The sequence below is a fragment of the Rhodococcus sp. NPDC058505 genome (genome assembly GCF_042720095.1).
In the GTDB taxonomy this organism is placed as follows: Bacteria; Actinomycetota; Actinomycetes; order Mycobacteriales; family Mycobacteriaceae; genus Rhodococcus_G.
Map to the genome: position 1 here is coordinate 16,176 of NZ_JBHXNB010000030.1, position 19,093 is coordinate 35,268.

13 protein-coding genes and 1 pseudogene are annotated in these 19,093 nt (G+C 72.5%); 8 read left to right on the forward strand and 6 right to left on the reverse strand.

Features of this window, described 5'->3' with window-relative positions:
• Positions 1-122 precede the first annotated feature (122 nt).
• Positions 123-1,454: an acetyl-CoA C-acetyltransferase gene (locus ACFWPA_RS17720; RefSeq protein ID WP_378571269.1), complete on the reverse strand. Its 1,332-nt coding sequence runs from the start codon at positions 1,452-1,454 to the stop codon at positions 123-125.
• A 132-nt stretch (positions 1,455-1,586) separates the two neighbouring features.
• Between ACFWPA_RS17720 and ACFWPA_RS17725 the strand changes: the two genes are divergently transcribed.
• Together ACFWPA_RS17725 and ACFWPA_RS17730 are read left to right on the forward strand one after the other, a co-directional pair.
• Positions 1,587-2,933: a 3-oxoacyl-ACP reductase gene (locus ACFWPA_RS17725; RefSeq protein WP_378571271.1), complete on the forward strand. Its 1,347-nt coding sequence runs from the start codon at positions 1,587-1,589 to the stop codon at positions 2,931-2,933.
• Positions 2,933-3,817 carry a MaoC/PaaZ C-terminal domain-containing protein gene (locus tag ACFWPA_RS17730; protein ID WP_378509124.1) on the forward strand — a complete coding sequence of 295 codons (885 nt, stop codon included), beginning with the start codon at positions 2,933-2,935 and terminating at the stop codon, positions 3,815-3,817. The genes ACFWPA_RS17725 and ACFWPA_RS17730 overlap by 1 nt, the downstream gene beginning before the upstream one ends.
• Positions 3,818-3,878: 61 nt before the next feature.
• Here the strand turns inward: ACFWPA_RS17730 and ACFWPA_RS17735 are convergent, their stop codons facing one another.
• Together ACFWPA_RS17735 and ACFWPA_RS17740 are read right to left on the reverse strand one after the other, a co-directional pair.
• Entirely contained in the window at positions 3,879-4,472 is a 594-nt protein-coding gene (locus ACFWPA_RS17735; RefSeq protein ID WP_378509125.1) for a TetR/AcrR family transcriptional regulator, read from the reverse strand.
• Positions 4,473-4,599: 127 nt separating this feature from the next.
• Positions 4,600-5,775, reverse strand: coding sequence for a glycoside hydrolase family 3 N-terminal domain-containing protein (locus ACFWPA_RS17740; protein WP_378509126.1), 1,176 nt, complete (start codon positions 5,773-5,775; stop codon positions 4,600-4,602).
• A gap of 116 nt (positions 5,776-5,891) precedes the next feature.
• Between ACFWPA_RS17740 and ACFWPA_RS17745 the strand changes: the two genes are divergently transcribed.
• The 3 genes from ACFWPA_RS17745 (at position 5,892) to ACFWPA_RS17755 (ending at position 11,044) form a co-directional block, all read left to right on the forward strand.
• Complete coding sequence (locus ACFWPA_RS17745; protein ID WP_378509127.1) at positions 5,892-6,359, forward strand: universal stress protein; 468 nt, start codon at positions 5,892-5,894, stop codon at positions 6,357-6,359.
• A gap of 91 nt (positions 6,360-6,450) precedes the next feature.
• Positions 6,451-6,621 carry a DUF2613 domain-containing protein gene (locus tag ACFWPA_RS17750; RefSeq protein ID WP_378509128.1) on the forward strand — a complete coding sequence of 57 codons (171 nt, stop codon included), beginning with the start codon at positions 6,451-6,453 and terminating at the stop codon, positions 6,619-6,621.
• Between the two features lie 58 nt (positions 6,622-6,679).
• Complete coding sequence (locus tag ACFWPA_RS17755; RefSeq protein ID WP_378571275.1) at positions 6,680-11,044, forward strand: alpha-(1->3)-arabinofuranosyltransferase family protein; 4,365 nt, start codon at positions 6,680-6,682, stop codon at positions 11,042-11,044.
• 71 nt (positions 11,045-11,115) lie between these two features.
• On the opposite strand, the pseudogene ACFWPA_RS17760 reads toward ACFWPA_RS17755, so the two are convergent.
• Positions 11,116-12,132 (reverse strand): annotated as a pseudogene (locus ACFWPA_RS17760) (acyltransferase family protein); the annotation flags it as partial.
• Positions 12,133-12,352: 220 nt separating this feature from the next.
• Between ACFWPA_RS17760 and ACFWPA_RS17765 the strand changes: the two are divergent.
• Positions 12,353-13,540 carry a DUF3068 domain-containing protein gene (locus ACFWPA_RS17765; RefSeq protein WP_378509129.1) on the forward strand — a complete coding sequence of 396 codons (1,188 nt, stop codon included), beginning with the start codon at positions 12,353-12,355 and terminating at the stop codon, positions 13,538-13,540.
• 294 nt (positions 13,541-13,834) lie between these two features.
• Here the strand turns inward: ACFWPA_RS17765 and ACFWPA_RS17770 are convergent, their stop codons facing one another.
• Complete coding sequence (locus tag ACFWPA_RS17770) at positions 13,835-15,052, reverse strand: polysaccharide biosynthesis protein (RefSeq protein ID WP_378571273.1); 1,218 nt, start codon at positions 15,050-15,052, stop codon at positions 13,835-13,837.
• A 32-nt stretch (positions 15,053-15,084) separates the two neighbouring features.
• Between ACFWPA_RS17770 and ACFWPA_RS17775 the strand changes: the two genes are divergently transcribed.
• Complete coding sequence (locus tag ACFWPA_RS17775; protein WP_378509131.1) at positions 15,085-16,884, forward strand: hypothetical protein; 1,800 nt, start codon at positions 15,085-15,087, stop codon at positions 16,882-16,884.
• On the opposite strand, the gene ACFWPA_RS17780 is transcribed toward ACFWPA_RS17775, so the two are convergent.
• On the reverse strand, positions 16,828-18,072 hold the full coding sequence (locus ACFWPA_RS17780; RefSeq protein ID WP_378509132.1) for a glycosyltransferase family 4 protein: 1,245 nt from the start codon (positions 18,070-18,072) through the stop codon (positions 16,828-16,830). The two genes, ACFWPA_RS17775 and ACFWPA_RS17780, sit on opposite strands and share 57 nt — an antisense overlap.
• A 139-nt stretch (positions 18,073-18,211) precedes the next feature.
• Here ACFWPA_RS17780 and ACFWPA_RS17785 point away from each other — a divergent pair, with 139 nt between their 5' ends.
• Complete coding sequence (locus tag ACFWPA_RS17785) at positions 18,212-18,967, forward strand: class I SAM-dependent methyltransferase (RefSeq protein WP_378509183.1); 756 nt, start codon at positions 18,212-18,214, stop codon at positions 18,965-18,967.
• The last annotated feature ends 126 nt before the right edge of the window (positions 18,968-19,093 follow it).

Sequence of the window (19,093 nt, forward strand, 5' to 3'; positions counted from 1 at the left end):
CCCATACACAACAATATCCCGCACCCCCGCCCGCAACCGGGGGGCACCCGGGGGCCGCCCCCCCAACACCCCGCGGGGGGGGGGGGGGGCCGCCCCCCCGCTTCTGTCGCGGGACGGGTCTGCTACCGCTCGATGATCGCGGTGACGCCCTGACCGCCCGCCGCGCAGATGGAGATCAGGCCGCGCCCCGACCCCTTCTCCGCGAGCATCTTCGCCAACGAGGCCACGATCCGCCCGCCCGTCGCGGCGAACGGGTGACCGGCCGCCAGCGAGGATCCGTTGACGTTGAGCTTGCTGCGGTCGATCTTGCCGAGCGCCCCGTCGAGACCGAGGCGGTCCTTGCAGTACTCGTCCGACTCCCACGCCTGCAGCGTCGCGAGAACCACGGACGCGAACGCCTCGTGAATCTCGTAGTAGTCGAAGTCCTGCAGGGTGAGGCCGTTGCGCGCGAGCAGTCGCGGCACCGCGTAGGTCGGCGCCATCAGCAGCCCGTCCGGCCCGTGCACGTAGTCGACGGCCGCCGTCTCCGAGTCGACCAGATGGGCGAGCACCGGCAGGTTGCGCTGCGCGGCCCACTCGTCGGTGGACAGCAGCACCGCCGACGCGCCGTCGGTCAGCGGGGTGGAGTTGCCCGCCGTCATCGTCGCGTCACCGAGCTTGGTGCCGAACACCGGCTTGAGCGTGGCCAGCTTCTCCACCGTGGACCCCGGGCGCAGGTTGTCATCGCGAGTCAGGCCGAGGAAGGGGGTGACGAGGTCGTCGAAGAAGCCGCGGTCGTAGGCGGCGGCCATGTTCCGGTGGCTGGCGGCCGCCAGCTCGTCCTGGTCCTCGCGGCGGACCCCGAACTCCTTAGCCGTGATCGCGGCATGGTCACCCATCGACAGCCCGGTGCGCGGCTCGCCGTTGCGGGGGATCTCGATGCCGATCATCGACGGCCGGACGTTGCCGAGCAGCTTGACCCGGTCCGCGGTGGTCCGGGCGCGGTTGACGGAGAGCAGGAACTCGCGCAGCTCGTTGTTCACGCCGATCGGGGCGTCGGAGGTGGTGTCGGTGCCGCCGCCGATGCCCGCGTCGATCCGGCCTGCCGCGATGGCGTCACCCACGGCGACGACCGACTGCAGGCCGGTGCCGCAGGCCTGCTGCAGGTCGTAGGCCGGCGTGTAGGGGCTCAGCGCGCTGCCGAGCACGGACTCGCGGATCAGGTTGAAGTCGCGGCTGTGCTTGAGCACGGCGCCGCCGACGACCATGCCGAGCTGCTCGCCCTGCAGGTTGAACCGACTGACCAGGCCGTCCAGGGTGGCGGTGAACATGTCCTGGTTGGACGCCTGCGCGTACGCCTTGTCCGACCGCGCGAACGGGATACGGTTGCCGCCGACGATGGCGACGGGCCGCTGCTGACGGCCGCCGGCCTTCGGGGCGGCCGGCTTCTTGGTGGTGCGCGCTCTGGTGGTCACGGTGTCTCCATCTGGACTTCGGTCTCCGGCGGTCGAGGCTGCGCCTCGACACCAAACTTACTTCAGAGTAAGTTCGTTGTCGACACCGCACCCGGTGCCCGGGTGCACGAATTTCGACACGAAGGTGGACCCGTGGCATCCAGCAAGGGCGCTCCCGACCTCTACTCCCAGTTCCTCTCCTCCGCACCGGGCGCATTCATCGCCAAGCAGGCAGGCCTGCCGCAGCCGGAGAACCTGCGCCGCTACAAGGCGGGCGAACCCGCGCTCGCAGGCCCGGTTCTGATCGGCGGTCAGGGTAGGCTCGTCGAGCCGCTCCGCGCCTTGCTCGCCGACTACCCGGCCGCGCAGCCGCACGATGACCGCTACGGCGCCCTCGTCTTCGACGCCACCGGGATCTCCCAGGTCACGGAGCTCGTGCAGCTGTTCGAGTTCTACCAGCCGGTGATCCGGAACCTGGCCCCGTCCGCTCGCGTCGTCGTCCTCGGCACCACCCCCGAGGAGACCGCTGGCGTGGACGAACACATCGCGCAGCGGGCCCTGGAAGGCTTCACCCGCAGCGTCGGCAAGGAGATCAAGCGCGGCGCAACCGCCCAGCTCGTCTATGTCTCCCCGAAGGCGTCGACCGGGCTGTCCGGTGTCGAGTCCACGCTGCGTTTCCTGCTGTCGGCCAAGTCCGCGTTCGTGTCCGGCCAGGTGATCCGGGTCGGCTCGGCCGACTCCGCCGCGCCGCAATCGTGGGACAAGCCGCTCGACGGCAAGGTCGCCGTGGTGACCGGCGCCGCCCGCGGCATCGGGGCGACGATCGCCGAGGTGCTCGCCCGCGACGGTGCGCACGTCGTGTGCGCGGACATCCCCGCCGCCGGTCAGGCACTGTCCGACACCGCGAACACGGTGGGCGGCACCGCCCTTGCGCTCGACGTCACCGCCGATGACGCCGCCGACAAGCTCGCCACCCACCTGCTCGAGCGGCACGGCGGCGCGGACATCATCGTGCACAACGCGGGCATCACCCGCGACAAGACCCTCGCCAACATGGACGAGTCCCGGTGGGACATGGTCATCGGGGTGAACCTGCTTGCGCCGCAGAAGATCACCGACCACCTCGTCGCCAAGGGGGCACTCAAGGAGGGCGGCCGGGTGGTCGACGTGTCCTCGATCGCAGGCATCGCGGGCAACCGTGGCCAGACCAACTACGGCACCTCCAAGGCCGGCGTCATCGGCCTGGTGCAGGCCACCGCACCGGTGCTGGCGGAGAAGAACATCACGATCAACGCCGTCGCCCCCGGATTCATCGAGACCGCGATGACCGCGGCGATCCCGTTCGCCACCCGCGAGGCGGGCCGCCGGATGTCGTCGCTGCTGCAGGGCGGCCAGACCGTCGACGTCGCCGAGACGGTCGCGTACTTCGCCAGCCCCGCATCGAACGCCGTTACCGGTCAGGTCGTCCGCGTCTGCGGCCAGTCCCTGCTGGGGGCGTGATGTCCGGGCGCACCGTCGAACTCACCCACCCGCCAAGCACCCTCGACGTCTACGCCAGGGCAGCGCTCGGCGCGCTGCCGGTGGTCGGCAAGGCGGGCGTCGGCACCCGCCTGCCGGCCGAGACGCTTGCCCTGCGCGGTCAGCGGGTCGACACCGGCAACCTGGCCGCCTACGCCCGCGTATGCGGGCTGCGGTTCGGCGACACCCTGCCGCTGACGTACCCGTTCACGCTTGTCTTCCCGACCGTGATGAAACTGATGGTCGGAGCGGAATTCCCCTTCCCGGCAATCGGTTCCGTTCATGTCGAGAACGTGATCGAGCGGTACCGGCCGACCTCGGTGAGCGAACCACTCGACATCGCGGTGCATGCGGAGAACCTGCGCCCGCACCCGAAGGGCACCCAGGTGGACCTCGTCAGCGAGATCAGCGTGGGCCGGGAACTGGTGTGGCGTCAGGTCAGCACCTTCCTGCGGATGCATCCGACCGACGCGCCGACGGAACCGCGGTCCGCGCACGCGGACGAGGTCCCGCCCGCGCCGATGCGAACCCTGCGCGTCGACCAGAGGGCGATCAGCCGGTACGCCGCGGTGTCCGGCGACCGCAACCCGATTCACGTCTCGTCGTTGGGCGCCAAGGCCTTCGGGTTCCCGCGGACCATCGCGCACGGCATGTGGAGCGCCGCGGCGATCCTCGGCGCGGTCGAGGGTCGGATCCCCGACGCGGTCACCTACCGGGTCCGGTTCGGCAAGCCGGTGGTCCTGCCAGCGACGGTCAACGTCTACGCCGACGAGGTGACCGGGAGCGGCCCGGGCAGCAGCGGCTGGGACCTGGCCCTGCGGCACCCGAAGAAGGGCTACCCGCACCTGACCGCGACCCTGCGGTAGGCGACTCCGCGCCTGTGAGTCCTTCTGGCCCCTCCTGGGACCAAAAGGACTCACGGGCGCGTCAGCGCTTCTTTCCGGCCAGGCCGCGCCAGGCGAGGTTCTCGAGCAGATCGGCGGCCTTCTCGACGGCGATCTCGCCGCCAGCGACCCGATCCGCGACCGCCTCGCCCGCACCGACAAGGGCGACGGCCATGATGCCGAAGTCGGTGTCCGGCTCGGGGTCCTTGGTGCTGGACTCGAGCAGCTTCGCGGTGAGCTCGATCAGCCGGTCCCGGCTGGTCCGCACCTGGGTCGCGAACGCCTGCTCACCCATCGACTGCCGGTACAGCACCATCCACGATGACCGGTGACTGTCGACGAAGCCGAGGAACCCGAGCAGCGCGGCCCGCAACTGTTCCCGCGGCGTCAGTGTCGGGTCCGCGGCCGGGGTGATGGCCTCGACGAACCGCTGCCCCTCGCGGGCGATGCACGCGGTGAACAGTTCGTCCTTCGACCCGTAGTACAGGTAGAGCATTGGCTTGGAGATCTCGGCAGCCGACGCGATCGAGTCCATCGACGTGTCGTGGAAACCCTTGGCGGAGAACACCTCCACCGCCGCATCGAGCATCTGCTGCTCACGCACCGCGCGTGGGAGTCGTTTCGTACCGCCGGCCATCGTTCCTCCAGAGTCCGCGGTCCGACCGCGGTCGGACCCCAGCGTCGATCTTACTCTAGAGTAAGAATGGGTGTGGTCCCCGATATTCTGCCCCGACACACCGGCGGCCGGGCACACCACCCCGGCGTCAGCAGCGCACGACACCCTTCGCGGTCGCCACCCGCAGCACCGACGCGTCCACCTGCGACTGCGGCAGCTGGCCCGCCGCCACCTCCGACTCCAGGTGGTCGAGCACCTGCGGGACCTCGGCCGTCGTCAACCACAACGCAACATCGGCGCCCGCCTCCAGCGCGGTGGACACCGCGTGCGCGATGTCCATCCGATCGGTGATCGCCCGCATCCCCGACAGGTCGTCGGTGAAGATCGGGCCGTCGAACGGCGGGGCGTCGTACCCGGTCCCGGTGCGCAGCAGCGACATCGCCGCCGGGCTGATGCTCGCCGGAACTCCCGGCTCGGTCAGCCCGGGCACGTCCAGATGGCCGACCATCACCCCGACCCCGGTGGTCACCAGGGTCCGGTATGGCACCAGGTCGATGGACTGCAGCTGATCGAGCGGCGGCGTGGTCACCGCACCGGTGTGCGAGTCGCCCGACCCCGACCCGTGCCCCGGGAAGTGCTTGATCACCGGCAGCACCCCGGCGTCGCGCAGTCCGCGCGCATATTCCCCGGCGTACTGCGTCACCACCTGCGGGTCGTCCGAGAACGAGCGGTCCCCGATCACCGTGTCCGCTGGCTGATCGCTCACGTCCACCACCGGCGCGAAGTCGACCGTGATGCCGAGGTCGTGCAGGCCGCGACCGCGCTCGAGCGCCATCTGATAGGTCTGCTCCGGCGTCATCGTCTGCGCCACGGTCCGCGCCGCCGGGTCCGCGCCGAGCAGATCCGCAACCCGCGACACCCGGCCCCCCTCCTCGTCGATGCTCACCATCACCGGCACCTTCGCGACGGCCTGCACCTGCGGCACCTGTCCGGACGCCAGCATCGACTCGTCGGTCCAGCTGCCGACGAAGATGCCGCCGACCTGCTCGTCCCGGACCACCGCGACGGCGTCCGCGGTCCCCGTCACGCCGACATTGAGCAACTGCGCGAGGCGCTGCCGCGGGGTGAGCCCGGCGAGGAAGTCCGCACCGCACGGGGCGGGCTGCGTCTGATCGCGGGCCCCGGTGACCTCGTCGATCGGCGGCGGCGCCGAGGACGACGGCGACGCGGTCGGGACGGACTCCGTCCCAGCGCCCCCACATCCGGCAACCAAGCCCAGGCCGAGCAGCAGGGGCAGGACACGGGCCGAGCGGGTGCGGGTCATGTCCTCGAGCCTAGCGACGTCACCGCTCCGGACGCCGGTCGACGGCAGAGCCACCCGTGGCCGCGGGCAGCGGGTAGCCTCGGAGACAGGATCGCTCCCGACCCGAGGAGGTCTCGATGCCCGCCGACCTGATGCTGATCGCGTACGACGGAACCGAGAATTCCAGGCGCGCAATCGAATACGCTGGCCGATTCCTCAGCGCCGGCCGTGCGATCGTGATCACCGCCTGGGAGCCGATGGTGCGGCAGGCCGCCCGCATGTCCGGCCTGTCCGGGGTCATGCAACCCGAATGGGTGCCCGACGAGGACACCGAGGACATCGCCCTCACCGACGCCAAGACCGTCAACGCCGAGGGGCTCGACCTGGCCCGCGACGCCGGACTGAACGCGGAGGGACGCACGATCGAATGCGTCAGCACCGTGTGGACCACCATCGTCGAGGCGGCCGACGAACTCGACGCCGACATCATCGTGACCGGCACCCGCGGCACCACCGGCCTGAAGTCGCTGCTGCAATCCTCGGTCGCCGACCACGTCCTGCGGCACAGCCACCGACCGGTCCTGGTCGTTCCGCCCGGCAAGTAGCGATCTGATCACGCCTGCCACCCCGAAACGGACCGGGTGGGTGATACCTTGGCGCGAACGTTTCCATCAGGCAGCAATTGGGAGATCCGAGATGAAGTTCCTTGTCCCCGGTGTGGCAAGTGCAGTGATCGGCGCGGTCCTCGGACTCGCCACGGTCTTCGGCGTCACCGCAGCCGCCTCGGACAACACCCGTCCGGACGTGGACCGGACCGGGAACGCGAACTCGTCGCTGCTGAACCAGGTGGAGTACGGCAGCCGTTAACAGCAGCACCACGGATGGGCGGCACGGTCGCCCGCCGGTCACGAACAGTCACGCCGCGATCACCGAGACGCCGAACACCGCACCGCTGAGCAGGCGGTGGCTGGTCGGCGCCTCGGTCGTCGCGTTTCTTCTCGCGTTCGCGCAGGCGCCGGGCCGCGTGGTCGCGGACACCAAGTACGACCTGACGCAGAATCCGCTCGGCTTCCTGGAGCGCGCCTCGCATCAGTGGTCGTCGCTGGCGCCGCTCGGCCAGGTGCAGAACCAGGCCTACGGCTACTTCTTCCCGCACGGCGCCTTCTTCGGTGTCGGACATGTGCTGCACATTCCGCCGTGGATCACCCAGCGGATCTGGTGGGCGCTGCTGCTGATCGCCGGTTTCTGGGGCATCGTCCGGCTCGCCGAGGCGCTCGGCATCGGATCCCGCAGTTCCCGGATCATCGCCGCGGTCGCGTTCGCGCTCTCGCCCCGCGTCCTGACCACCCTCGGCTCGATCTCCTCCGAGACGCTGCCGATGATGCTCGCGCCGTGGGTGCTGCTCCCGGTGGTCCTGGCCCTCGGCCCTGTGAGTCCTTTCGGCCCGCATGGGGACCAGAAGGACTCACGGGCTGCGCAGCTGCCTCTGCTGGCGGCGCGGTCGGCGGTGGCGGTCGCGCTGATGGGCGCGGTGAACGCGGTCGCGACGGGGGCGGCGTGCCTGGTCGCGGCGCTGTGGTGGGTCGCGCACCGCCCGAACCGTCGCTGGTGGGTGTTCACCGCATGGTGGCTGCCGCTGTGCCTGCTCGCGACGATCTGGTGGATCGTGCCGCTACTGCTGCTCGGCAGGGTCAGCCCACCGTTCCTCGACTACATCGAATCCTCCGGCGTCACGACGCAGTGGACCAGCCTCACCGAGGTGCTCCGCGGCACCGACAGCTGGACGCCGTTCGTCTCCCCGGAACGGATCGCGGGCGCCGTCCTGGTCACCCAGCCCGCCGCGGTCGTCGCGACGGGGGCGCTCGCCGCCGCCGGGCTGGCGGGCCTTGCCATGCGGTCGATGCCCGCGAAGGGCAGGCTGACGCTGATCCTGTTCGTCGGCCTCGCCGGTCTCGGCGCGGGCTATGTCGGCGAACTCGGGTCGCCGATCGCCGAGACGGTTCGCACCTTCCTCGACTCCGGCGGCGCGCCGCTGCGCAACGTGCACAAGCTCGAACCGCTGGTCCGTCTGCCGCTGGTGCTCGGTCTCGCGCACCTGCTCGCGAAGGTGCCGCTGCCCGGCTCGGTCCCGGCCCGGCGCTGGCGCAGCGCGTTCGCCCATCCCGAACGCGAACCGATGGTGGCACTGACCAGCCTGATCCTGGTCGCGCTCACCCTCGCCACCTCCCTCGCCTGGACCGGGAAGCTCGCCCCCCGCGGCGCGTACGACGAGGTGCCCGGGTACTGGCATGAGGCCGCCGACTGGCTCGGCGAGCACGCCGCAGGCTCCTCCCCCGACGGTTCCGACGCCGCCCGCGCGCTGGTGGTGCCCGGCGCCCCGTTCGCCGCGCAGGTGTGGGGCCTGACCCGAGACGAGCCGCTGCAGGCGCTCGCGACGACGCCGTGGGCGTCCAGGGACGCGGTGCCGCTGGTGCCGCCGGGCGCGATCCGCGCCCTCGACTCCGTGCAGCGGCTGATCGCCGACGGCAGCCCCTCCGCCGGGTTGGCCGCGACCCTGCGCGGACAGGGCATCGGGTTCGTCGTGGTCCGCAACGACCTCGACCCGGAGACGTCCCGCTCCACCCGCCCGCTGTTGGTGCACCGGGCGGTCGAGGGATCCCCCGGCCTGACCCGGGTCGCCGAGTTCGGCGAGGACGTCGGCCCCGGAGAGGTGGACGGCTTCGTCACCGACGGCGACCTGCGACCGAGGTACCCGGCGATCGAGATCTACCGCGTCGACGCCCCGGACGCCGCCCCCGCAGGCCCGTACAGCGTCGACCTGGGCGGGGTCCCGCTGGTGCAGGGCGGGCCGGAGTCGCTGCAGCGGCTCGCGGCCCGGCGCGCGCAGGACGGCGACGGCGTGCGAGCGGGGCCGGTGCTGCTCGCGGCGGACGCCGCGCGGGCGGGGCTGCCGGTCGACGCGGTGACGGTCACCGACACCCCCACCGACCGGGAGACGGACTTCGGTCAGGTCGACAACCACAGTTCCGCGCTGCGCAGCCCCGACGACCCCCGGCGCACCCACAATCTGGTGCCGGACTACCCGGTCGAGGGCACCGACCTGGTCACCGGACGGTGGGAGGGCGCCCGGATCACGGTGTCGAGTTCCGCTGCCGACGCCACCCAGCTGGGTGGGACCGCACCGGGCAGCGGTCCGGCCGCCGTCGTCGACGGCGACCGGGCGACCGGCTGGTTCAGCAACGGCTTGGAAAGCGCGCTGGGGCAGTGGCTTCGACTGGACTTCGACACCCCGGTCACCAGCGGGCTACTGCACCTGCGCACCAGCGCGGCCGCGCTGGGCGTCCCGGTGAAACAGCTGGAGGTCACGACCGCGAACGGCAGCACCGCCATCCGGGTCTCCGAACCGGGTGAGCCGATCGCCGTCTCGCTGCCGCCTGGCCGCACCGACTGGGTGAAGATCACCGCCACCCACACCGAGGATGGGTCCGTCGGAACCCAGTTCGGCATCAGCGAGCTGTCGGTCGAGGACTTCACCGACCGGGACCACCCGGCCCCGGTGCCGATCCGACACCTGACGGTGCTGCCGCCGACGCCCGCCGGTGCCACCGTCACCGGATGGGATCTCGGCCAGGAACTCCCCGGCCGCACCGCCTGCGTCGAGGCACCGGACCGGGTGCGCTGCCACGCCGGGCTCGGCCTGCAACCAGAGGAACCCGGCGCCTTCGAACGCACCCTGTCCGTGCCCGCCGACACCGCGGTGACGCCGCGACTGCTGGTGCGGTCCCGGCAGGGCCCCGAGCTGGAGGCGCTGCTCGCCGACCCGGCCCGCCCCCGCGCGAGCGGAGACGCCGCGGTCGCCGACGTGCGCGGGTCCGCGGCGGCGGCCGTCGACGGCGACCCGCAAACCAGTTGGACCGCGTCCCGTGACGGGCTCACCGGCAAGGGGCCGAAACCGACCGTCACGCTGACACTTCCGGCGCCGGCGCGGGTCACCGGCCTCGAGCTGACGCCGAGCACCGGCCCACTGCCCGCCGCCGCGACCAGGGTCGCCGTCGATCTCGGCGCCGGACCGCAGGTGCGGGACCTGACCGACGGGGACCGAATCTCCTTGACCCCCACCGTCACCGACCGGATCGTGGTCAGCATCGTCGACTGGGACGATGTCCTCGACCAAACCCCGCTCGGGTTCGCGCAGCCGAAACCCCCGGGTTTCGCCGAGATCGGTGTGCTCACCACCGACGCGGGCGGCGAGACGACGACCGTCCCGGGAACCGGGATCGCCGCCGTACCGCCCGGCGACCGCACCGTCACCCTCGGCTGCGGGGACGGCCCCGTCGTCTCCTTCGCGGGCACCGTACTGCACACCTCGATCACCGCAACCGCGCTGCAGTTACGTTCCGGCGCACCGGTTCCCGCGACGGTGTGCGCCGTCGACGGCCCGTTCGGCCCGGTCGACACGACCCTCCCGGTCCCGCTGCCCGCCGGCGCACCGTCCGTCGTGGTGGCGCCCGGGCCGGCGTTCACCGTCGACGGTCTGCGCCTCGACGCCGCCGCCCCCGACTCGGCTCCGCAGCGGATCGACCCGGCGCCGACCAGCGCGTGGACCGCGAACCATCGCGAGCTGACGGTCGAGGCGTCCGACACCGATCGCCTGCTGGTGAACCCGGAGTCGGAGAACACCGGCTGGGTCGCCACCGCCCCGGACGGCAGCACCCTGACCCCGGTCACGGTGGACGGGTGGCAGCAGGGCTGGATCATCCCGGCGGGCACCGACGGCACCGTCACCCTCGCCTTCCCCACCGACCGCTGGTACCGGCTCGGCATCGCCGCCGGGCTGCTCGCACTGATTCCGCTGTTCGGCCTGGCGTTCTGGCCGCGCCGACGCCCCGGGGACCCCGGCCCGGCGCCGCGCACCTGGCACGGCACCGCCGCGGCAACGGTCGGGGTGTTGGCCACCGCGACCGTGCTCGCCGGGTGGGTGGGCGCGGTGGTTGCCATCGCGCTCGCCGCCGCCGCCGCCGCGGTCGGCCGGTCCCGGGGACGGATCGCCGCGACCCGCGTGCTCGTTGCGGTCGCCGGGATCGGCGCCGCCACCGGCGCGGCGCTGCTCTCGACCGGCCCGTGGCGGTTCCCCGACGGCTACGTCGGGCATGCCTGGCTGGTTCAGCTGGCGGCGTTGCTCGGGGTGATCGCGGTGGGGTGGTCGGCGGTGCCGCTCTCGGCCCGCGCGCGGCGCGCGCTCTCCCACCGGGCAAGGGCCCGGCGGGCCGGTTCCTCGATCAGCGCGTAGCTCGCCGACGCCACCGCCAGGCTCAGCACCACGGTCACCGCCAGCACGAACACGAAGTTGCCCGCGAACGGCAGGATGCCGAACACCGGGAACACGATCGACAGCACCAGCAGGTGCCAGATGAACACGCCGTACGACCACCGTCCGACCGCCAGCGCGGCGGGTCCCGCGAGCAGGCGATGCCGGGTGCCGTCGTCCACCACCAACGGGGCGAGCAGCGCGAACGCCAGGGTCGCGCCGAGGACGGTCTTGACCGCGTACTGCCACGGCTCGGCACGCACGAGGCCCTCGGGCCCGGCGAGGTCGGTGCACGAGAGCGCGAACGCGACGACCGCGATTCCCATCATCACCCCGCGGCGGCGGAGGAACCGGTGCACCGGACCGTCCGGCAGCATCACCAGTTCCGCGAGCAGCATGCCCGCGCCGAACCACGGCAGGTATCCGGGCAGCCAGTTGTCGGCGTGGATGCCGTCGGGAGTGGGGACGGGCAGGAACGACCACCCCAGGCTGACGGCGGACGCGGCGAGCAGAACGGGGATCCGCCATCGCGCCGCCGCACCCCGCAACCGGACCAGCGCGAACGCCAGCAGCGGCAGCAGCGCGTAGAACGCCACCTCCACCGAAAGACTCCACATCTGGGTCAGGCCGTCGGTCAGGGTCAGCGGCACGAACACCTGCACCAACCCCAGGTTCGCCGCCCAGACCTTCCACCCGCCGCCCGCCGCAGGCAGGAAGATCAGGACCACCACGACCACCACCCAGTAGGCGGGCAGGATCCGGACCGCGCGGTGCAGGAAGTACCGGCCGGTTCCTGGCCGGTCGCCGAGACCGCGCGCCGCGGCGGCATGGGGGCGCCACAACAGGAAACCGGACAGCGCGAAGAAGACGGCAACCGCGAGGTCGAACCGGCCCAACACCCGGCCAAGGACGGGGAGGTCCGTCGCGGCGGTTTGGAAGGCGACGTGGGTGACCAACACGCCGAGCGCGGCGAGTCCGCGCATGCCCTCGAGTGCGGGAACGAAGCCTCGGGTCGCCCGGTGCGGGGCGTCCGGGAGGGCGGGAACTGCGGCGCGTGTGGTGGTATCCATTTCGCGTCCAGTGTGCCCGGCGACCGGCGGATAGGCCGTACCGACGAGTTTCGTACGGCGCTCGAAATCTGGCGTGCCAGCGCAATCGGGGCCGTGACACTGTTACTGTCTGGGCTCACTGGGTGTCACGATTCGGGCACTCTGCGATCGATGCGGCGCCAGTCACCGCATCCAGGGGTGGCTCGGGAACGGGCCCAGCAGGAGACGAAGGAGATTCGGTATGGCGGAACGCTCAGGGCCGAGCAGGACACTCGCCTGCATTCTGGTGGGGCTCGGCGCATTCCTACTGGCAGCCGCCCTGCTGATCCCGACCTACACCGTCGGCAAGCTGAAGAAGACCCCGCTCGACCTGGAGGTCACCACGATCGCCGCGGGTAACGGCGACGTCCTCGACGCCAAGTCGCTGACCTCCGGCCGCGCCGTGGTCGACACGAATGTCCCGCTCGTCGCGCAGCGCTACGTCACGGTCGTCGATCCGTCCGACGCCGACCGGATCACGGTCCAGGCCGGTCAGACGCTCCGTCGCACCGACAAGCAGGGCGACACCGGCCTGCTGACCGCCACCGTCGACCGGGTCACCCTCGACCGCGTCACCTCCATGCCGATCCAGGACCCGATCGGCACCATCCAGACGGACGCCAACAAGCCCGCCGAAGAGGTGGAGCACACCGGCCTGCAGTACAAGTGGCCGTTCGACGCCGAGCAGAAGGCGTACCCGTACTTCGACCTGAACTCCCGCACGACGCAGGACATCGACTTCGTCGAGGAGACCGAGGTCAACGGGATGAAGGTGTACCACTACAGCCAGAAGGTCGGCCCCGTCGACCTGTCGAAGGTCGTCTCCTCCCCGACGAACAAGCTCGCCCTGCCCGCCGACACCTGGGGTGTCGAGGGTGGCGCCGCCCCCATCACGATGACCCGCTGGTACGAGAACGAGCGCGACGTGTGGGTCGACCCGGTCACCGGTGTCGTCGTCAAGGGCCAGGAGAAGCTGTTCCAGTACTACTCCCGCACCGCGGGCAAGCCGGAGGTCACCGTCCTCAAGGCGACGCTGCCGTTCGATGAGGAGACCATCGAGTACCAGGTCCAGCAGGCCAAGGACGGCCAGGACAAGCTCGCCGTCTTCGGTCGTACCGTGCCGATCGTCGCGGCGGTTCTCGGCGTGATCGCCCTCGCCGCGGGCCTGTTCCTGGGCACCCGCGGTGGACGGGGCGGCGCGAAGCCCGCCGTCGCGGGCGGAACGCCGGTCAACCCGGAGTCGGGCCGCGGCCCGGAGCCGGACACCTACCAGGGCGGCTACTCCGATCCGGACACCGAGATGATCCCGCGGCACGACTACTCCGGGGACGAGACGATGGAGATCCCGCAGGTGAAGCCGGATCAGGATCCGCCGACCACCCGCCTGTAGCGCACGCAGCACAGGGCCCGCACTCGCTCACCCGAGTGCGGGCCCTTCGCGTCCCTCGAGTCCTCGAGTACTCGGGTGCGGTCACCCGGAGGGGGCCGCCGCCCGCTCCTTCCCGAATGCGCCATTCGATCGGTCTAACTGACCGAATCCGCCATTCGGTCGGTCTGACTGACCGGATCCGCCATTCGATCGGTCTGACTGACCGAATCCGCCATTCGATCGGTCTGACTGACCGAATCCGCCATTCGGGAAGGTGCACGGTGGGGTGACGAGGGCGCAGACCGGGGGCGCCCGTCAGGACGGCGCAGGCGGGGCCGCGAGAGCGGCGGGGCGGCCCGCTCCGCGCAGGACCAGCAGGCTCGCCGCGACCGCGGTGACGGCGGCGACGGTGGCCGCGACCGCGATCAGCTGGGCCATGCCGGTGACGGCGGTGAGCACCACAGCGACCTCGACGGCCAGCCCCAGCCAGGCGACCGCGGCAAGCGCGGTACGTTCGCGGGCGATCGCGGACAGCAGCGCGCCCTGCAGGACGGCCAGGCAGGCGCCGCTCAGCGCGAACGCCCACAGCAGTCCACGCACGGGCGCGTACGCCTCCCCCAGCAGCGCAGGCACCAGCGGCGCCGCGACCGCGGCCCCGGCGACGGTGACGGCGCCGATCCCGACCAGCACCCCGAGCGCGGACCGGACCGCGCCCGCCGAGTGCTCCGGGCTCGCCATCCTCGGATACAGCACCACCCCGACGGCGGCGGGCAGCCAGAACGCCACCTTGGTGGCGACCGCGCCGAGCGCGTACTGCCCGGCCTGCTCCTCCCCGAGCACCACCCGCGCAAGCAGGACGTCCACGGACGACAGCACGATCAGCGCCAGCTGCACCTGCGAGGCCCGCAGCACCGCCATCACGCCGATCGCCCGCCGCGCGTCGTCCGTGCCCCCGGCGATACCGGCCAGGACCCGGGCTCCGACCGCGACCGCCCCGGTCCCGACGGCCGACGCGGTCAGCGCGGTCCCCGGTCCGCCACCGAGCAGCAGGACCGCGATCGCGGGACCGACCTTCCCGATCCCGGCTACGGCCAGCAGGGCGGCGAGCACGCCGAACCGGCCGGTGCCCTGCAGCAGCCCCTGCTCCCCGGCGAGCAGCACCAGCATCGGTGCGGTGAGGAGGGCGGCGGCGGTCGCGGCGACGCCGGTGTCGAGGACGGTGGCGATCGGCACCACCAGCGCCGCGGCGACGACCGCGACGATTGCGGTGCATCGGATCCCGAGCCTGCGCAGCGTCGCCGCGTCCCTGCCGAGGACCGTGTCCCGCGCGACGACGGTCTGCAGGGCGAGGGCGGGCACCGCGAGGACGAGCTGGGCGGCGGTCAGCGCCGCGAACTCCCCGTAGCCGGCGGGCCCGAGCCACCGAGCGGCCAGCAGCGCGAGCAGGTAGGACAGGGCGTTCGCGGTCATCGAGCCCGCGGTCACCATCGTCATCCCGGCCACCGCGGAACCGGCAGCGGGGCGAGGTGTCATCCGCCCATGATCGCATCCGTTAGCGTGGCCCCATGATCGCGCGGCCCGTGTGGCTCCACCGGGTCGCCGAGCCCGGATACAGCCTGCTGTTGGCGCTGCTGATCCTCGGTCCCCTGCTCGGCCCCGGCTACCTGCTGCTGCGGGACGCGGTGAGCACACCGCGGTCGTATCTGACCGATTCGGCGTTGGGTCTGTCGGACGCGGCGGCGCGGGCGGTGCCGCAGGACGCGGCGGTCGCGGCGCTGTCGACGGTGCTGGACGGCGGGCTGGTGGTGAAGACGATCCTGCTGCTCGCGCTGGTCGCGGCGGGGTGGGGTGCGGCGCGGATGGTCGCCGCGACCCTGCCCACGGTCGGGCTCGGCGGCAGGCTGCTCGCGTCGACGGTGACGCTGTGGAACCCGTACGTCGCCGAGCGGCTGCTGCAGGGACACTGGAGCCTGCTGACCGGGTATGCGGCGTTGCCGTGGATCGTGGTGGCGGCGGTGCGGATCCGCGGCACCGCCCGCCTCCGGTCCGCCGCGGTGGTCGCGCCGCCCGCCCTGGCCCTGGCCGCGGCGGGACTCACCCCGACCGGTGCGGTGCTCGCGGCGACGCTGCTGCTGGTCCTGCTCGCGGTGCCGGGGGGTCGCAGCCGCCGCGGCCCGCGGGTGCTGGTCGGGGTGCTCCTCGCCGTCGCGGCGTCGGCGCCGTGGCTGACCGCGACCGTGCTGTCCGGTGCGGGCGCGCAGGGCGCGGACCCGGCCGGTGTCGCGGCGTTCGCGGCCCGTGCGGAACCGGGGCTCGCGACGCTCGGCAGCCTCGCCGGCCTCGGCGGCATCTGGAACGCGGCGGCGGTGCCCGGCAGCCGGGCCACCGGGTGGGCGCTGGTCGGCACCGTCATGCTGCTGGCCGTCGTCGCGTGTGGGCTGCCCGCGTTGGTGCGCCGCCGCGGCAACCCGGTGCTGGTCGCGGTGGCGGCGCTCGCGGCGGCGGCGGTGCTGCTGCCCGCGCTCGCCGCGACCGGGTGGGGGCTGGCGGCAGGCGAGTGGGCGGTCGTGCACGTGCCCGGCTACGGACTGCTGCGCGACGCCCAGAAGTGGGTGGCGCTTGCGGTGCCGTTCTACGCGCTGGCCGCGGCCGCCGGGGTCGGCGCACTCGCGCGGACGGCGGCGCGCGTCTTCGCCCCGGACCGGCCTGCGCACCGGCCACGGACCGGGGTGGCCGCCGCGGTCGCGATCGTCGCGGTGCTGGCGGCGCTGCCGGACCTGGCGTTGGGGGTCGGGGGCGCAGTGCGGCCGGTGCACTACCCGGCGTCGTGGCAGCGGGTGGCGGCACTGCTCGACGGGGCGGCCAGCGACGTCGCGGTGCTGCCCGCGGGGACGTTCCGCCGGTTTCCGTACTCCGGCCCCGCGCCGGTGCTGGATCCGGCGCCGCGGATGCTGCCGCTCGATGTCCCGCAGACCGGCCGGCTGCTCGTCCTGCCGCAGGAGCCGACGTTCACCGGGCCCAGCTTCGTCGAGATCACCGGGGAGGGCGGCCGGGCGGCGGAGATCGAACTGGTCCTCGTCGGCGGCGGCACCCCCGACGACCTCGCCCTGCTCGGCGTCGGGTGGGTTCTCGTCGAGAAGGACACCCCCGGGGTCCCCGGCGACACCGACCTGCTTGCCGACCTGGAGTTGGTGTACGACGACGACCACCTGGCGCTGTACCGGCTGCCCGGCTGGGTCGCGTTCGCGCCGGAATCGGCGACGCAGCGGCGGGTGCTGGTCGCCGCGCATCTGGTGTGGGCGGCGCTGCTAGCGGGCGGCGCCCTCGGGTGCGTACTCGGCGCCCGCCGCGCCAGCGTCGACTAGGACGTCCGGCCCGATCAGCCCGGACACGTAGCCGCCCGCCGCGGACGCGGCCAGCACCCGATGCACCCCGGCCGCGGTCTGCGCCCAGGAGAACTCACGCGAGCGTCCCCGGGCCTTCTCCCCCAGCTCGGCCCGCCGCGCGGCGTCCCCGAGCAACTCCGCAACGGCGGCGGTGAGGGCGGCGACGTCCTCCGCCGCGTCGACCGTGTCGCCGCCGACGACGACACCGGTGACCCCGTCGACGATGGAGTCGGTGAGGCCGCGGGAACTGCGGTAGCCGACCGTCGGGACGCCGTGCTGCGCCGCCTCGATCACCGCGAGCCCCCAGCCCTCCTTGCGGGACGGCATCACGTGCACCCAGGACCGAGACAGCAGTTCGTGCTTGCGCTGCTCGGGCACGTGGCCATGGAACGTGACGGCGTCTGCGATGCCGAGACCGGCCGCGCTCTCCCGCAGGTTCTGTTCCCACCACCCGCCGCCGACGACGTCGAGGTGCAGGCCGGGGATCCGGTCCCGCAGGGTCGCGACCGCGGCGAGCGCGTCCTCGATCTGCTTGTGCGGCACCAGCCGCGACAGCACGCAAATGCTCGGGTGGTCGGTGCGGGCGGCGGCGTCCCCGGTCGGGGCTGCCGCGGGCACGGGGTCGACGCCGTTGCGGACCACGGCGACCCGGTCCCGGTGGACGCCGAGCGCGTGGAGTTCCTCGGCGGACGGCAGCGACACCGTCAGGTACTGGTTCGTGCGGTGCAGTCGCGGGGACAGCCGGGACTCGACCCACCAGCCGATCTTCCCGACCAGTCGGCCGGCGACCGGCCACTGCTCGCGGTGGCAATGGTGCACGAGGACCGTGCTCGGCGCGCCGCTGACCAGGCGCGCGAAGAACGGGATGCCGTTCTGGGTGTCGATGACCGCGTCCGGGGCGATGCCCTTGAGCGGGCCGAACCCGAACCGGCCAGCGAGGATCGCGGCCAGCGCCCGCGGGTACACGGTGAACCTGCCGCCGCCGCGGCTGATCCGAATGCCGTCGACGACCTCCTCGCGGGGCGCGCCCGGATAGCCTGCGGTGCGCAGGGTGACGGTGATGCCGCGGGCGGCGAGCCCGGCGCCGACCTGCTCGAGGTAGCGCTCACTGCCGCCGCCCTGCGGGTGACCGGTGTCCCGCCAGCACAACAACAGAACCTCGCGCACGGCACTACTCCTGGACCCTCGGGCGTGTCGGCCGCGGCGGCGGCCGTTGCACACCTTATCGGCTCGGCAGCCGGTGATGGTGCGGTCCGCGCGAGGCGAGGCGGGGCCGATAGGCTGGCGCCCCGTGACCGCGCTCCCCGTGACCCGCCTCTTCGCCCGCCGGGCCACCCTGCGCCGATCGGTGCGCCTGCTGTCGGATTTCAAGTACGAGCAGACCGATCCGGACCTCTTCTACGGCGCCCTCGCCACCGATTCGCTGGAGCTGATCGGCGACCTGTACGCGGGCGCGACCGGCGGGTCGCTCGCGGGAACCACGGTCCTCGACGTCGGAGGTGGACCCGGCTACTTCGCGGACGCGTTCCGCGCGGCAGGCGCGACGTACGTGCCGGTGGAGCCGGATCCGTCCGAGATGCACGCGGCGGGCCTGCCCGCGCACGGTGGGCTGCGCGGGTCGGGGATGGCGTTGCCGGTGCGGGATGCGTCGGTCGACATCTGCTTCTCGTCGAACGTCGCCGAGCACGTCCCCGAGCCGTGGACGATGGCCGACGAGATGCTGCGGGTCACCAGGCCGGGCGGGCTGATGGTGCTCTCGTACACGCTGTGGTGGGGCCCGTTCGGCGGGCATGAGACCGGGCCGTGGCACGCGTTCGGCGGGGAGTACGCGGCCCGCCGGTACGCCAGCAAGCACGGCAAGGAGCCAAAGAACCGGTTCGGTGTGTCGCTGTTCGAGGTGGGCGCGGCCGACGGGCTGCGGTGGGCCCGCTCGGCCACGGACGGCGAGTTGCTCGCCGCGTTCCCCCGCTACCACCCGCGCTGGGCCTGGTGGCTGGTCAGGGTTCCCGTGGTCCGCGAGTTCCTGGTCTCCAATCTGGTCCTCGTCCTGCGCAGGCGCTGACCAGCAACCGTGCGTGATGTGCACCCCGGTCGGGGTGCACATAAAGCACGGTCGGCGCAACCCAATAAGCGGCGCGGGTGGGGGCTCTCGCGTTGGTACTGTATGTAATAAACAAAATAAGCAGGA